The organism is Coprobacter fastidiosus, assembly GCF_030296935.1.
GTDB lineage: Bacteria > Bacteroidota > Bacteroidia > Bacteroidales > Coprobacteraceae > Coprobacter > Coprobacter fastidiosus.
The window spans coordinates 2,533,479-2,550,272 of the sequence record NZ_AP028032.1 but is presented as its reverse complement, the minus strand read 5'-3'; the positions used below and the strand labels follow the sequence as shown (position 1 = coordinate 2,550,272).

The following is a 16,794-nucleotide window of genomic DNA, read 5'->3' as shown; positions in this document are numbered from 1 at the left end:
TGAAAATTAAGAGCTTGTCAAAGTTTTACTCGGGGATCGGTTTGAGAATTTCTTTCGTTTTTACGAGGAGGATAGCAGGTTATCCGACAAGTAAAAAATTCGAAAATAACCTGATAATATTTCCTTATCGGAAAATTTAGAATAGAATAAAAACGAAAAGAGGCATCCGTAATATCCGGACACCCCTTCTCTCATCCAAGTATTTAAAGCGTATTATGGTCTCCAAATAGGATCACCGGCACTATCCTTTCCAATAAAGGATGCATCCTTAATCAAGAAATTTCCGGAAGAAGGATCAGTAAACAAATCTGCCGCCGACTTTTCATAATCGATTACACCATCCATCGATGAAGGAGCAAAATCTGTTGTTTTATAACAATTCGTAAATGTCGGTTTGGTCGGAGCTTTAGTCACTTTAGGAGTTCCCGAATAAGCCGACCCGAAAATACAATTTACAAACTCGAATGTAGTCAAAGATTGAGTGGCATTAGCTAAATCTACTAAATATTTGCCATCCAAAACCGTCTTATTAAATGTACAATCCGAGAATGAAATAACATTATAAGCCGTAGGAGCATTCTTTGCCCGTAATAAATACTGAATGCCATCGAACGTCGAATTAGTTACGACAATCGATTTATATCCTCCTCCCGCACTGGCTTCACTTTGGAATACTCCATAATCTTTCAGATCTCTTATTGTCGTATTATTTACCGTAACTTCCGGAGCTAACGGCGACGTACTGCGTAAACTGAATATTCCACGCATATTTTCGATAATGCAATTATCGATCTCTATCTTATCGAGTTGAGTCTGATCTGCCTCACCTTTTATCACATAAGAAGCTTGCGTCCCAGAACCGATAATATGAACATTCTCAAGAGTCAGAGACGGCATTTGAGTAAAATTGAATTCTTTCATTTTAATTATCGGCAAATTGGTTCGGTTCGCTTCAGTAACAATACCTTTTATCGTTACAGATTTACCCACCGGAATGATAAAGCCGGTATCAGAGCCATCTTCCGTTACTACATTCAAAGTTGTCCCCGCAGCAATTTTGATCAAAATATTCCCTTGTGTAGTTGCCGCTATCAATGTATTGATATTCTCAGTAGTCGTGTTATCGATTTCTATAATATCGGTACCCGGAAGCACATCGGGCAAAGTTGTTACATCATCTTCATCGAAGAGTGTCGCCCCGTCATAAGCCTCCCAATGATAAGTCGTCAATGCGGTCAGATTTTCAAAAAGAAGAGTATTATCAGCTAACTCCGCAGCATCCTCAACCGACTTTACGATCGCACCCGCAGCATCTTTTAAAACAATCTTTGTCACATTATTGACCGATCCCTCCGGAACTATCCATGACAAACGTATCCATGTTGCATCTACCGTGGTAGAAAATTCCACGTTTACCAGTTTTTTTGTAGTAAAAGTTATCACCTGAGAATACTTAGATTCAGGTATTCCCTGAGTAGACATACACTTGATACGTGCCCAATAATCCGTATTCGGAGTAAGCCCCGTTGCCGTATAAGCATTTGTTGTTATTTCCTGATTCTCTCCGTATGTTTTATAAACTTCGGCAAAATCTTCCGTAAGACTCAGCTCTATAAGATAATAGCTGGCTGCCGGAATATTTTTCCATGTAAAATCGACAGTCGTCGAAGTTTCATTCGTCGTCTCAAAAGAGACCGGAGAAAACAACCGATTATAGCTTTCATCCACATCGAACTCCGAATCGAGACAAGAAACAAGCCCCGTTGCCAGTACGATGACCGAAGACAAAATTATATATTTTATATTCTTCATTTTCACGTAGTATTAATGGTTAATTAAAATCCGTAACTGTTAGACAGTTTGCCTTGAGATGAGCTGATAGTCGATTCGTGGATCGGGAACAGATGGCGACAATAATAAACTTTATCCAATCCGCCCAAAATAGCATCGATCTTATCACTGGCTTTAGCGATATCCGTATCCTTTTTCTTAAACCAATTCACGCTATCCCAATCTTTTCCTTCTACACCTTCAGGAACACCGTTTTCACCAAAATAATCGACAGACGATTTATCGATAGTAGATCCGTCGGAATTATACTTAAAGTAAACAAGTTCCGGCAGAGTTATCTCATATTCTCCTGCATACATTTGTTTTAAAGTCGTACGATACTCTGCAACTTTCTGACTCAATTCTCCCCAACGTATCAAATCGAATTTACGAATCGCCTCTCCTCCGAATTCAAACATACGTTCATCCTTGATCACCTGCATCAAATCAGAAGCATTATCGACATAAGCATCTACTTTCGTAGCCTGCAAAGCATCAGAGAAATTACGTCTCCGCACCTCTTTCACATAAGCACGGGCTTCACCAAGGTTTCCATCACCGCCATTCTCCGCAAGCCATACATTTGCTTCCGCAGCCATTAACAACACATCCGAATAGCGCATAATACACCAATTGATACCCGTCATCAATTTATTCGTGGCCTCTTTATTCTGTGTAATATAAGCTTTCAAATTACGCACATCCCACTTTGCAAACGTAAATTCATACAGATTACTAAACATCTCCTCTTTTTCCGTTCCCGATTTATTATAATTATACGGAGCGATAGTTACATCACGACGCATATCATCCCGATCAAAACTATACAAATAATAAGCATTGGTCACAACTTGCACCGAATTATTACGCCCATAAATCGCACTTTGATAAAAACGAACACCGGAAGTATATCCTACCTCACCACTAAGTCCGAGACCAAGACCGACTTCAAACAAATCTTCACTCTTCTCTCCATATTTCTGCTGAGTCTGGTTATCAAACACTTTCGCAAAAGTGTCTTCCAGACCATGAGGATTATTCGGATCTTTAATAATCGCATTGCAATTTTTCAATGCTCTCTCATAATAAGACTTCTGTACAGAAAAATCAGGAGTTTTCAAAGGGAAGCCCGGAAGATTACGCATAGAATATCCGGCACAAGCCAAACTCATACGAGCAGCCAACCCATAAGCAAAACCCTTTGACACACGTTCCACATTAGCAGAAGATTCCAACCAAGGCAAATACCCGGCAGCCTCCTCGGCATCAGCAATAATATGTTCATATATTTCATCTCTATCCGTTGCCGGCAGATAAATATTCGACCCATCACTATTGGTCGGCTCATCCTTAAAAGGAACGTCTCCGAAATTCCGAACCACTTCAAAATAAAGCAGTGCCCGCAAAGTCAAAGCCTCCCCGAGATATTCTCTCATTTGAGCTTGTTCATCAACTGTTCCGGATTTTAACAATTCACTGTTTCGGATACCGTCAATAGCGACACTCGCCATCTCTATCGTCTTATAAATTGCATCCCATTCTTTAGAAATAGCTGTATTATCAGAAGTCCCGTTATAATTTGCCAAACCGGAATTCTTCGTATCCGTAGGATTAGAAGTTCCATAAGTATCACAATCGCTTCCCGATCCGTAGGTAAACTGCAGCCGAGAGCCATAAATCTGATCTTGAGGTAATTGAGCATAAATACCCAAGATTGCCTGATCGGTATATGCAATTGAGTTGTATACGATATCCGGAGACAAATAAGAGGCAGAATCCGTGTCCAAATAATCTTCGCACGAAACCAAACCGAAGCAAAGTACCGACAATAATAAATATGCTGTTTTTTTCATTTTAAATCGATTTTTAGAGTTATACATCCTACGATCAGAAACTTACATTAACACCACCGATGAATGAACGACTCTTCGGATAAGCAGAATAATCTACACCCGGAGTCATGGCCGTACTGTTACGAGTACTTACTTCCGGATCAAATCCGCTATATCCGGTAATCACGCAAACATTATAAACTGTTCCGTAAATGCGAAGATTAGTCAATCCCAGTTTCTTAACCCAACGTTTGGGGAAAGTGTAACCCAATGTCAGATTATTAAACCGTAAAAACGATCCGTCTTCTACTGCCCACGAGTGTAAAACGGCAGTTGTCATATACGGACTCCATATCGTCGCATTTTTATTGATCTCTGCCAATCTTACAGGATCATTATATGCCAGATAACCGGTTGCCGGATCGATATAGGTAAATCGGTTCTTCATCTCTTCTACAAGATTATTGTATTTCCGTGATCCGGAATAACAAGAATTATCTATTTTATTCGCATTATACACATCATTACCAATAGAGAAATTAAAGAATGCCGACAAGTCAAATCCCTTATAACGAGCTGTCAGGTTAAACCCTCCGATCAAATCAGGATTGGCATTTCCGATCACAGTCTTAGCATCCGTACTGGTAGCTATATTTCCATCTTTATCTACCAATTTCAATGATCCAGGACCAAAATATTTAGCACCTATCAAAGAAGCAGCCGCTTCTGTTTTCGATCCGTCAGTATCACCTTTCAATCTATACGGATAAGTCCCCGTTCCTATATAATCGAAATCATCAAAAGTGTACATACCTCCGGTAATATACCCGTACATCTGCCCCACAGCTTCACCTTCACGGATAATATAATCATCAAAAGGAGCAGCACTATTTCCATTCCACTTAGAAGAATATGTTTTATAATTAGATTCTCCGTTCTTAAACTTTTCTACTCTATTCTTATTAAAGCCGATATTGAACGATGCACTCAAAGAAAAATCTTTCTTATTTACGATCAAGGCATCTACATTGAACTCGATCCCTTTATTCGAGGTACGTCCGAAATTCTGATATTGTGTTGTATAACCGCTACTCGAAGCGATAGGAGCTTCGATCAACAGATCATGTGTCGTATTCCAATAAAAATCGAGAGCTCCGGAAACACGAGAATTCCAAAACGAATAATCGACACCGATATTCCGGGTCAATGTCGTCTCCCACTTCAGATCCGGATTTGCCAACTGTTTCCCGGGAACTAAATAAGAAACGATCTCCCCGTTAATATAATAATCCTTCACACTCTCCGTACCATTATAAGTATTTTTCCAAAGGCCATCCGAGATGCGGTTATTTCCGGCAGTACCCACACTTACACGTATTTTCAAATCCGATATCCAGTCATAGTCAACCATAAAAGGCTCACCGGAAACTCTCCAAGCAAAAGCTGCAGAAGGAAAGAATCCCCAACGATTACCCTTTGCAAATTTGCTCGATCCGTCGGCACGGAAAGTTACCGTAGCCAAATAACGATCTAATGCAGAATAGTTAATCCGTCCGAAGAATGAAGACAGACGATTCGGCAAAGCAATCGTCGTTTCCGTAGGCTGAGCCTTTCCCGCCGACATCATAGCCAATATTTCACTGGTTGTCATCGATTGAGGAAAGAACTTTGAGTTAGCTACCAGTTCTTCCGAATCCTGAGCATAAACCTCTTGTCCCAACACGATATTCAAATTATGACCCTTCACAAAATTTCTCTGATCATAAGTCAATGTATTAGCGATACGATATGAAGATCCGTCTACCTTTGTAAAAGTCGCAGATGGTTTACCGGCTTCTCCTTTAGCAGTCGAGGTCGAAGGCCCCCAAACTTGCTCGGTATGTTCGCGCTTAAATTCATATCCCCATTCACTCCGAAAAGTCAACGGCTTGATAATTTTCCAATTAACTGCAGCCTGATAGTTATTTGAGAATCTTTTTCGTTTCTTGTATTCATCATTTGTAGACTCTACCGGATTATACAGCAAACTGGAAGATGTAACATCATCATCGTCATCATACTCCTGATCGACACCGAAAGAACTGATCCCCTTTACCGGCGCATACTTCAACGAATTACGCAAACGGGTAGTCGAACCGCTCCCCGAAGAAACTCCTGCGCCATCAACAATCTGATAGTTCAAACGGGTATTGAAATCGAAGCTTAAATGCTTATTGATTTCGGTTTTCAACTTAAAATTGATATTACTCTTCTGAAATCCAGAGCCTATCATTATACTATTCTCATCAATATGATTCAATCCTAAACTGAATTTGGTAGCTTTAGAACCTCCGCTAATATTCAAGTTATAATTTTGCTGAAATGCCGTACGGCCGAAAACCTCTTTCTGCCAATTCGTTCCCTGCTTAGATTTATAAATATCCAAATCTTGATAAGCTCCATAAAGACGATTAAAACCGGTCTCCGGAGTTGTCTTGGAACTGGGATCTAACTCATATTGCCACATTACATAATCATAAGGGCTCATCATATCCAAATATTTGGTGATCTTCTTAGCTCCCCAATAAGCATTAAAATCAACGGTGATTTTCCCTTCCGTACCCTCTTTTGTCGTAATAAGAATAACCCCATTAGCTCCACGTGCCCCATAAATAGCAGTAGACGCAGCATCCTTCAACACACGCATATCCTTTATATCCGAAGGAGAGATATCTCCGATACTATTTACCGGGAAACCATCCACAATATAAAGAGGAGAATTATCTTGAGTTATAGAACCTCCCCCACGTACACGTATCTGTATTTCCGCATCAGGAGAACCTTCCGTCGTCGTCACTTGTACCCCTGACAAACGTCCGGTCAAGGCTTCGGCTGCAGACGCTACAGGAATATCCTTTAACATCTTCTCATTAATAGAAGCCGTTGCACCGGTCAACTCACCTTTACGCACTGTACCATAACCGATTACAACCACCTCATCAAGATCTTTCGCCTCTTCGTGAAGCACGATTTTAAATGTCGATTGTTTTCCTACCGTAACTTCATGAGGCTTAAAACCCACATAAGTAAAACGCAGAACCGACTTATCCGAAGGAACTTTAATTTTAAATTTACCGTCGATATCGGTCATAGTACCCTGAGTAGTACCTTTCACTCCGACAGATACTCCGATTTGAGGCTCACCCTTCGCATCGGTAACCGTACCGGAAACTTGTCGTCCCTGAGCATACGCACCAAAGCTGAATAAGCACATCAACAGAAGAATACCCAAACTTCTCAATTTCAGATTTTCGTTCATTAGTACTTGGATTTAATGTTAATGATATATGATTTATTAAATTCATGAAACTATCAAAAAGATATGTTTTCCGGTATTACAAAAGGCATCCGATGAAACGATCGTTTTTTCAGGACAACCTTTTTCTCAAAATAACCACGCACTCGACTTTACAAGTCATACATATTCAATCTTTTATTTTTTATTTCTCCGGAGACTGTTCAAGTCCAATCAAACGATCGTTTTTCTGGACAACCTTCTCTATCGAAAAACTAAAAATGAACTCTTACAATTTCACACGGCTATCATATTACAAGCCCAAAAATACACCGAATACAAACGGCAACATGAGCATAAATTGTCACTTTTATAGGATTTTTTGATAATATCTTCAAATAAAACTTTTAAAAGCTATTTCGTTACTCTAAACCAATCTATATCCACCCAACCTCCATCATTGACGGCTTTAGGACGAGTAATAAACAATCCCACTTTAGCACCGATCCATTTACCGGGTTTCGCCGTAAAGTTTTCTCCCAAAGAAATAAACTTCTTGCCATCTACACTATAACTGAATGAACAGATAGCTTCTTTCTCGGAATCTTTCTTAACCTTTACTCTAAGAAACAACGTATTATCAGATAACTTTACCGACGCATTTTCCTCTTCCTTTCCTTTCTTATCAGCCTTACGGCACACATTCTGTACCAAGATCAATCCGTCCGCACGATTTTCAATTGCCAACACGGCATAATCTGCCCCCATTACAACCAAACCTGTCCGTTCTCCAGTATATTTAGAAGAAGGCGCAAATGAGACCTTCGTTGTCACCGTAAAATCTTCCGTTGGAAATTTTTGTAGTAACAAATTCGGGACATCCCATAAATTAACCTGATTTTCGGTATAATAAGAGTAAAGCCGTAACAAACTATTACCTCCGTCACAAAAATACCATATCGGTTTAGGATTTGCCTGCCATTGCCATTGCAAACCTAACTCTAAAGAGTCGAATTCATCGCTTTCTGCAGGCGTTTCAATAGAATAAGTTTTCCCGACATTCGGTTTCTTATAAGAATACACAGGACTCCCGCAACCATCCCCATCTTTATCGACTCCGATTACAGGCCATCCGTCAACCCACTTCATCGGCTGCAAATGAACTACGCGACCATACGCTTCTTTATCTTGAAAATGAAAAAACCAATCCTCTTTTCCATCCGGAGTATCTACCCATGCTCCCTGATGAGGTCCATTTATATTCGTATTTCCCTGAGCCATCACAATTTTCCACTCATACGGACCCCATATATTTTTAGACCGTAAAACTGTCTGCCAGCCTGTCGGTACACCTCCGGCAGGAGCAAAAATATAATACCAGCCGTCTCGCTTATAAAATTTAGGACCTTCTATCGTTGCATTGCCAATATGTCCGTCAAAAATAATTCTGGACTCCCCGATCGCCCGTGTCCCGTCCGGAGTCATACGGATCAATCCCAAAATACTTTTCAGACCGGCACGACTTCCGGCATAGCCATGTACTATATAAGCATTACCGTCTTCATCCCATAACGGACAAGTATCGATAATCCCTTTAGCAGCTTTTACCAATACGGGGTTATCCCATTTCCCGGCAGGATCTTTAGATTTTACCATATAAATTCCCGTGTCGGGATCACCATAATAAATATAAAACTCTCCCCGATGATATCTTATACTGGGTGCCCAAACCCCATTTCCATGTTGCATCTGAGAAAAGCGTTCTTCCGGAAGCAAGCGTTCAATAGCTGTTCCTATAATACGCCAATTCACCATATCTTTAGAGTGAAGAATCTGAAGGGCAGGTATACATGCAAAACTCGAAGATGTCATATAATAATCATCGCCTACCCGACAAACGTCCGGATCAGAATAATCAGCATCTAAAACAGGATTCTTATACTTTCCGTTTCCCAAATCGGAGACCCATACTTGCGAGACATAAGATTGTGCAGAAACTGTTCCCCAACAAAGTAATAGGCAAATTACAGCAGTCCATATATTCTTCATAGCACTTATTAAATTAGTTGCAGTGCAAAAATAAACACCATACAAAATCAAAAGGGGGAAATTTCGACAAATTACGAGGATTTTTTATACACACTTTCAACACACGTTTTTCTAAACCAATCCCCTCCCAAAACAGATTCGGGAATATATAAAGACACATCATCTTCATCCAATTGCGATGACCAAGAAACTCTGGATTCAGGGTCTGCACCTTCGCCGGCAGAAGCATACTCGGCATAACGGGCAGTTTTTTCATTTGCTGCATTTCGCCAATTATGCCATCCCTCCGGACGAATATGTTTTCCCATCCTGCATTCTAAAAATACCACCGAGGCATATGGTCTCCAAGGACGACCTAAATACACGTTAACAACTCCTTCTGCAGCAGTCAAATTACACTTATAAAAAACATAACCGTTCTTATGATTCTCCGGCGTAGATGCCGCAGTAATATAAGAATCGGATTTGCTGTGAAGAATACAATGATCAAACCAACATGTCGCCGGACCGAAGATATAATCGGTAGTTCCCTCTATATAACACCGATCGTAATATTGCCGGCTATTCTCATTCCCTGTAAACAATGTATCTTGATTTCCCAACAACCGACAATTACGAACAGCCACACAGTCTCCTTCTACATGCAATGCTACGGCCTGCCCGACTCGTCCCGCCCGATTCTCTACCGTAAGATTTTCCAACGTTACACGATTCCCCCGTATTTGTAAGGTATAAGTACGAAATGTCCCCATCCGGCGCAACGAAGAATAATCATCATAATAAATCAAAGTCTCCTCCGGACCGTCACCTTTTAATGTTATGTCGCATTTCCATGAAGGAATCTCTACCTTTTCATAATAAATGCCTTTTTTTATATGTATTACACGGGGTACAGGGGTAAAATCACGGACAGAATTAATAGCATCCTGTATAGTTATAAAGTCTCCGCTACCATCTTGAGCCACTACAATTACCGGATAAGCGGTATCGGCATAAATAGAAAAAACAAGGACAAAACTTAAAAAAAACGTGCAAGCAAATGTTTTCATGGAACATCCTCTATTTATTAATACAATCAGGCTGCAATATACAATTTCTCATTTTTATTATACATAAAAGGGGCTAATTTTTTCCTGTTCTTTAGAAGCTGTTTAAATTTTCCGATAAAAAATCATATATACAGACTTTGGAGAGATACTTTCGAATATGATTCTCTGAAAACAAAAATTCACACGTAACAGAAGCATAAAACAAATTGTTCTCAAAAAAAATACTCACAAAGAAAAAGAAACGGTCCAGGAAAACATTCCAAACCGTTTCTTTTACAAACACTACAGAATACTTAATAGCAAAAGGCTCTTTATTCAGAGCCTTTATATAGATATTAGTATTTGATCAAGTTCACCAAAAGGTCACCTTCAACTTCCTCGATAGTAACCTTATCTTCACGTGACAACCAACCCAAAGCAGCATATAACTGCTTATCTTTCAGTTTAGTCACCTTTTTAAGCCCTTTCAAAGTTAAACCTTCGCTTTCATTAAGGGCATTCCATACGAGTCCGGCATTCAAACCGATTTCTTCTCTGTCCATAACTTGTTGATTTTAGAATGAATAAATATTGTAAAATCGTTTTTAGTAACAGTTCTTTGCAAAAATACGACTTTATTTTTATAAATTGAATTTAAAGTCTGTTTAAATTTTATAGAAATATTTTTTAACAGCCTATCCTAATAGTAACAAGTCGATTTTCAAGCCATTAAGATTATTTTAATTTAATATGGGTTATTACCCTTCCACCTTAAACAGCCTCGAATTTTCTGAAAATCAATCTTATCCTTTCTTGAATAAACTCTAATCAGGACTTTTAATATACACCAAAGGCCGACTCCATTAACAACAACAGAACGGCCCTTTTGGTTTATTTAATCAACACAAATAAAAGCATTCCTCACTTACCTCTCCATTTCAAGACAGAGCATAATAAACGGTGCGACACCTTTAGGATCATTATCCCTAACGATTTCATTCACATAATAGTCAAACGAACCGTCTCGATAAGGTTTTCTTCCTCCTAACCCGGCGACACCGCAAATACGAGTCAAAGAGACGATACCTTTATCATCTACTACTATAAAATTATCCAAAATACCCTGATAAGCCTTTTGAGCGATCGACAAACTTTTTTCAGGCAAATATCCTTTACGCACACCTTTAGCAATCGCATAAGCATACATAGGCGTACAAGACATTTCCAAATAATTACCTTCCCTTTCCGGCATATCTACGACCTGATACCAAGCTCCCGTACGTTGATCCTGATATTTCGGCAATATTTTCACAAGATCATTTAGAATCAAAATCATTTTATCCCTGCCCGGTTGATTTTCCGGAATAAAATCCAAAGCATCTACAATAGCCATCATATACCAGCCTAATGCCCTACCCCAAACATGCGGAGCTTGCCCGGTTTTTAAGTCAGACCAAGGCAATGCCTTTATCTCGTCCCATGCATGACGATAAAGACCGGTTTTCTTATCATACGTATGTTTCGCAATGATCAAAAACTGACTTACAACATCTGCAAAATCTTCCGGTTCATTAAATGTTGCGGCATATTGAGCATAAAAAGGTGATCCCATATAAATTCCATCGAGCCACATTTGATACGGATATATTTTTTTATGCCAAAATCCTCCGTCCGAAGTACGAGGCTGGGAAGCCAACTGTGCCCGCAATGTATCCATTGCGATTTTATAACGCGGATCTTTTTCCCGTTCATATAGTCTGAACAAAATCTTTCCCGAATTTACATGATCCAGATTATAATTTGTCTTTTTATAGCCATATATCCGACCATTCTCGTTGATCATCGTATCGGCAAACTGTTTTACATATTTATAAAGATAATCTCCTCCATAGCGGTCATAAACATCCAAAAACGCCTGACATTCAAGTCCATGACAATAATTCCATTTCAATTTTGTAGAGAAATCGAGCATCCATCCCTCCGGATTACGAATAATCTCAGACTGACACATCCTTACCGACATCGGAAGTTCAGGATTCACTGCCCATTTTGTTTTCGATTTAGCGAAAATTCCAGAACAAGCCAATAACATCATCAACAAAAATACGGACTTTCTCGTCAGGTCTTTCAAGGTTTGTTTCATATAATTAGCGTTTTAAAATTACTTCGACTGATAAATAAAAATATTCCTCTACTTTTTCAAGACTTTCAACGTCTTTCTTCCCTGCTCTGTTAGCAAAGAAATAAAATAAGTTCCCTTATTCAGCATCGAACCGCCTATGCTCCAATTGTACATTCCGGCACTCTGAACACCCCGATCCCAAGAACGTACAAGCTGCCCGGAAGCAGAGATCAATGAAATTTTTGTCCGGGTTCTATTCTTTAATATATAAGTAAGCGTCAGACTATCCCGAAATGCAGTTTTATCGATCCTTATCTCCGGGGACAATTGCTCTGCCAAAATATTCGAAGGGCTCATATCCTTACTCAAGCCGGAAATCTTGACATCCTTCAAGCAAATCGTTTTCCCATTTGCCACAGAAGAATACCAAGGATATATACGTATATAAAGAATCTCTCCGGCAGATAACTCCAACATCGGATTGACCGAAATTTCGTTCAAGACCCCGTTCGACATATTTTTCTGCTCACTCAATGTCATTACAGCCGAAATATCGGAAGATTTGAAATAACGCGCCCGATAGCACATTCCATTTCCTCCCGAACCGGCAATAACGAAACTGATATTATCTACGGTAAACGTTTTTCCTTCCGGTATAGAAATTCCGAACTGAATATAACGATCTGCGACCTCATCCTCTTCTTTAGGCCATGATCCTCCCAAAATCAAGTTTCGTTGAGATTTTTCCGAAATACCACCCACACGGTTATAATCCGAAACGGACATATTGCTCCAGCTTTCGGGAAGAGCCTCTATTGGTCCGGATACAACGGATTGCTCGTCTCCATCCAGTTTCCAAACGACTTCCGACCGCACTCCGATCGATGCATCCAATCCCGTTCCGGAAAGGAGTATCTCTTTTTTCATCGCTCCGGTAGTCAAAGCCAAAGTTCCGGTTATATCTCCCGCTATACCAGGGACAAAACGTACATAAAAAGAAGTATAAGCCAACTCTCCGTTTTCATAAGGCAACCTCAAAAAAGAAGTATAATCCCCCTCCTTTATCAAAGAAACTTCATATCCTTCAGTAACAGTTATCGTCACCGAACCGTTAGCCGGATCAAGAGACGAACCGCTGACAGAAAAAAGATACTCCGATGAAGAACCGACATAAACCATTCCGAAATCACACTCCGATGACGGACTGACCATTAAAGACGGAGCAACAGAAAGACAATCCGACAAAATGTTCTGTCTTAACAATTCCTCAGCCGCTAATCGGGCAAAAACAATAGCGCCATTCATCTTAGTATGCGTTCTGTCTCCGGAGGCATATAATTCTGAAAGGGCTTTCGTCTCGCCATATTCTTCCACTAAAACTCTTGTCAACTCGGTATGATCGACGACAGGAGTTCCGGTTTCTGCAGCAACCTCGCGAACAGCAGCGGCATAATCTCCGTCCGCCGTTATATGCCGCCCGGTCTCCGAGATCTTATTTCCGGAAAAATTACATCTTACAACAGGGGTAAATAATACGGGTACTCCCCCGGCAGCCTTTGTCTCGGACACGAACATTTTCAAATTCGATTCAAACTCGGGAATAGTAGAACTGGTTCCTTCCACATTTGTCTTCTCATCATTATGTCCGAACTGTATCAAAACATAATCTCCCGGAGATATTTTTGCTTTCGAAGCATTCCATAATCCTTCCGAAATAAAAGATTTACTACTCCGACCGCTTCGAGCATCATCAATTACCGTAGCGGCATCCGACAAGACGAACATAGATAATGTTTGCCCCCAACCCACCTTTTCGGTAGTTGAAGGATCATATTCAGCCATCGTAGAATCCCCGATAGTAATTATCTTTACCTTCGCATGTACGGAAAACGTAAAAAACAAAAACAGTATTACCGATCCCAAAAACCTCATAATCAAAAACACAATAAACCTAAAACAATCTTTTTACCTTACACTCACACGAAATACATTTACTTGTTTGCCCGAAACCACACGCAAAACATAAAAACCCGAAGGCAATTCAAACGAAACACTTTCTCCGTCTCCCGTTTTTTTCAGAACAGCGCTCCCGTTTATTGCAAATACATCTACCGTAACATTACCCGATATACCCGCAAAATGAATCCGATTTCCCGAAACACAAACTCTCATATCGCTATTCTGTTCCAAATCCGAAATAAGACCTCCCGTCTCCGAAGATTTCAATGTCCATCGAGAATCACCCACTTCATCCCCGACAAAATAGTCAGTAGTCAAAATATAAGAATCATAGTCTTTCGAAATGACAGAAGCATTAATCCGCGTATTGATTTTCAAGTCACCGGTTACCTCATTCTCAATCAGGCAATTTTGGATATATGCCTCATCATTCAATACGACTTTTTTCGTTTCAAATCCTGAAATTATACAATTCTCCAATCTATAAACAGAACCGGTACAAGCCCCGGTAGCAATAATCTCATTAGACGCTCTTGCCGCATTTCCGGTCTGAGTCTCATCCGCATCCGTCCCGCAATCCAAAATCGTCACGTTGCTCATTTTGAAATTCAGAGGTACAGCCCCCCCATTTACAAAAACTCCCCCCGAACAATTAAAAAACGAGCTATTTGTCAATTCCGTTTCCGAAAGCTCAGCTTTAGCAAATCCCAAAACAGAATAATTGGGGCTTGCCTTACACATATCATGAAAGACCGAATTATCGACTTCCAACTTACCGATTACGGCAATATTCGTCTTGTCATCAGCCCGAACAGCACCACGCCCATATCCGTAAATTTCGCAATTTCTAAACGAAATTTCCGGAATCGTCTGAGCTTCCCCCGTGACGCTGATCAGATATTTGCTGTCAGTCGGTTCTTCATCGGTACGATCATAAAATAAAATAAGGCCATCTAAAGCAATACTTGCTCCATTTTTAATTTTAAAAGTCACCTTTTCCAACACCGGAGGTTCTATCAAGCCCGATTTAGCCTTTATCGTGATATTTTTATCTACCGTCAACTCCTTTCCTATAACCTCGCTTGTCACTTCCAGCACATCTCCGGCAGAAGCATTCTTCAACAATGTCTCCAAAGAAGTCGGGACAATAGGCGTATAATCTACAACTTTATTTTGATTCTCGGTAATCTCTGCAACAAGGCTGTTCATATACACTTCAAGATTCGTATAACCCTCAGAGTTAACAATCTTTCCGTCTGCCGCATTATTTTTATTCAATCCGTGAGCCTCTTCCCATACATCGGGAATCCCGTCACCGTCCGTATCTATCAATTCCGCTTCTGTTACTCCTCCGTCCGACAACTCCGGCCATGCACTTGTCGCCCCTTCCGGTTTAACATCATCTGGTAAATCTATTAATCCCGGTTTACTTTTCGCATCCGCAGAAACGCTTCCGGTATAAGTCGTTATCCCGTACTCCGTCTCCCTCACTATGCGGGCGTCCACTTCATCCCTTGCAAGAGAGCATCCCGCATACAATAAAACACGCCCCAATGCCTGAGTTGCCGTATGAGTAGTTACAACATCCGTTTCCAAAGGAGTATCTAATTTAATGGTGTCTTTTGTAACCTGAGTATATAATCCGTCACAAGAATTATTGTCGATCTGTTCATAAATACCTTTCGTCCAATTATCTTTCGTTACGTCCGAATAACCTTCGACAACATTTCCGTCGACATAATATTTCCCCCAAACATGTTTCATGGGAGCAAAATCAGGGTATTTAGAAACATAGCTTTCCGTACGAATGCCGATTCCGGCAATCCGATACCGCACCTTAGCAGAAGTTGCCGCACTTTTTGTTGCCGGTCCGGGCTTATAATAATTATTTACGATATTTATTTTCATTCCCTCACCACCATAACAACCATTACCCGACCAGTTATAAATTACATTATTCCTCAAATCCATATATTCTCGTGTCTGAGTTCCCGCTTTCGGACCTAAACGAGGAGCTCTGCTGTCATGATGCGCCAATAAGTTATGATGATAAGAGGCCTTAGCACCACCCCAGTTACCTCCATATCCATGCGTGCCTTTTTCATGTCCTGCCGTCCGCAGGCTTTCTGAGATAATGCACCATTGTAAAGTCAAGTTATCAGACCCGTACAACGAACAGCACTCATCTACAGACCAACTGATAGAACAGTGATCAACAATGATATTCTTTTTTCCCCATCCGCCTAAAGCATCTTCCTCTGTTCCACTCTCATTTCCCATACGGAAACGCACATAACGGATAATAACATTATTCGCCGACACGGATACCGGCCAACCTGCGATACAAATACCTTGTCCGGGAGCTGTTTGTCCGGCAATAGTAATATCGTCATTCGCTATCTTCAACGTACTTTTCAGAAAAATAGTCCCGGCAACATCAAAAACGATTGTTCTCGCTCCTTTCTGCACAACAGCATAACGTAAACTTCCCTTCAATCCGGTATCTTCAAGCGTAGTCACATGATAAACAGTTCCGCCTCGTCCTCCGGTCGTATAACGACCGTGCCCCTCTGCTCCGGGAAATGCCGGCGTTTGCGCCTGCACACAAACCAACGAAAGTATCGAGATTATAATACAGATAGATATGTTTTTCATTTGTAATAAACTTTAATGATACAAAGATATACATGACCAGCACTT

The 16,794-nt window shown here is 40.4% G+C and carries 9 protein-coding genes; all 9 read right to left on the bottom strand.

Going from position 1 to position 16,794, the window contains the following annotated elements; translation table 11 throughout:
• Positions 1–213: 213 nt before the first annotated feature.
• The 9 genes from QUE35_RS10105 to QUE35_RS13755 all read right to left on the bottom strand — a co-directional run bounded on the left by QUE35_RS10105 (position 214) and on the right by QUE35_RS13755 (position 16,749).
• A complete protein-coding gene (locus tag QUE35_RS10105; RefSeq protein WP_009319623.1) occupies positions 214–1,812 on the bottom strand; it encodes a DUF5123 domain-containing protein in 1,599 nt (532 codons plus the stop codon).
• A gap of 23 nt (positions 1,813–1,835) precedes the next feature.
• Positions 1,836–3,683 (bottom strand): RagB/SusD family nutrient uptake outer membrane protein, encoded by a 1,848-nt coding sequence (locus tag QUE35_RS10100; RefSeq protein ID WP_022390359.1) that lies wholly within the window; start codon positions 3,681–3,683, stop codon positions 1,836–1,838.
• 34 nt (positions 3,684–3,717) lie between these two features.
• Positions 3,718–6,960, bottom strand: coding sequence for a SusC/RagA family TonB-linked outer membrane protein (locus tag QUE35_RS10095; protein WP_009319621.1), 3,243 nt, complete (start codon positions 6,958–6,960; stop codon positions 3,718–3,720).
• 390 nt (positions 6,961–7,350) lie between these two features.
• Complete coding sequence (locus tag QUE35_RS10090; protein WP_022601178.1) at positions 7,351–8,985, bottom strand: glycoside hydrolase family 43 protein; 1,635 nt, start codon at positions 8,983–8,985, stop codon at positions 7,351–7,353.
• Between the two features lie 71 nt (positions 8,986–9,056).
• Positions 9,057–10,034 (bottom strand): pectinesterase family protein, encoded by a 978-nt coding sequence (locus tag QUE35_RS10085; RefSeq protein ID WP_022601177.1) that lies wholly within the window; start codon positions 10,032–10,034, stop codon positions 9,057–9,059.
• Positions 10,035–10,369: 335 nt separating this feature from the next.
• On the bottom strand, positions 10,370–10,576 hold the full coding sequence (locus tag QUE35_RS10080; protein WP_009319618.1) for a winged helix-turn-helix domain-containing protein: 207 nt from the start codon (positions 10,574–10,576) through the stop codon (positions 10,370–10,372).
• A 362-nt stretch (positions 10,577–10,938) separates the two neighbouring features.
• Complete coding sequence (locus QUE35_RS10075) at positions 10,939–12,156, bottom strand: glycoside hydrolase family 88/105 protein (RefSeq protein WP_022601176.1); 1,218 nt, start codon at positions 12,154–12,156, stop codon at positions 10,939–10,941.
• Positions 12,157–12,204: 48 nt separating this feature from the next.
• Positions 12,205–14,067 (bottom strand): GDSL-type esterase/lipase family protein, encoded by a 1,863-nt coding sequence (locus QUE35_RS10070; RefSeq protein WP_122329748.1) that lies wholly within the window; start codon positions 14,065–14,067, stop codon positions 12,205–12,207.
• Between the two features lie 33 nt (positions 14,068–14,100).
• Positions 14,101–16,749 carry a DUF4957 domain-containing protein gene (locus QUE35_RS13755; RefSeq protein WP_009319615.1) on the bottom strand — a complete coding sequence of 883 codons (2,649 nt, stop codon included), beginning with the start codon at positions 16,747–16,749 and terminating at the stop codon, positions 14,101–14,103.
• Positions 16,750–16,794: the final 45 nt, after the last annotated feature.

What these genes read in the sequence shown, in the direction of transcription:
- QUE35_RS10100 (WP_022390359.1), bottom strand. Translation starts at nt 3,683, where the DNA reads ATGAAAAAAACAGCATATTTATTATTGTCGGTACTTTGCTTCGGTTTG.
- QUE35_RS13755 (WP_009319615.1), bottom strand. Translation starts at nt 16,749, where the DNA reads ATGAAAAACATATCTATCTGTATTATAATCTCGATACTTTCGTTGGTT.
- QUE35_RS10085 (WP_022601177.1), bottom strand. Translation starts at nt 10,034, where the DNA reads ATGAAAACATTTGCTTGCACGTTTTTTTTAAGTTTTGTCCTTGTTTTT.
- QUE35_RS10095 (WP_009319621.1), bottom strand. Translation starts at nt 6,960, where the DNA reads ATGAACGAAAATCTGAAATTGAGAAGTTTGGGTATTCTTCTGTTGATG.
- QUE35_RS10090 (WP_022601178.1), bottom strand. Translation starts at nt 8,985, where the DNA reads ATGAAGAATATATGGACTGCTGTAATTTGCCTATTACTTTGTTGGGGA.
- QUE35_RS10070 (WP_122329748.1), bottom strand. Translation starts at nt 14,067, where the DNA reads ATGAGGTTTTTGGGATCGGTAATACTGTTTTTGTTTTTTACGTTTTCC.
- QUE35_RS10105 (WP_009319623.1), bottom strand. Translation starts at nt 1,812, where the DNA reads ATGAAGAATATAAAATATATAATTTTGTCTTCGGTCATCGTACTGGCA.
- QUE35_RS10075 (WP_022601176.1), bottom strand. Translation starts at nt 12,156, where the DNA reads ATGAAACAAACCTTGAAAGACCTGACGAGAAAGTCCGTATTTTTGTTG.
- QUE35_RS10080 (WP_009319618.1), bottom strand. Translation starts at nt 10,576, where the DNA reads ATGGACAGAGAAGAAATCGGTTTGAATGCCGGACTCGTATGGAATGCC.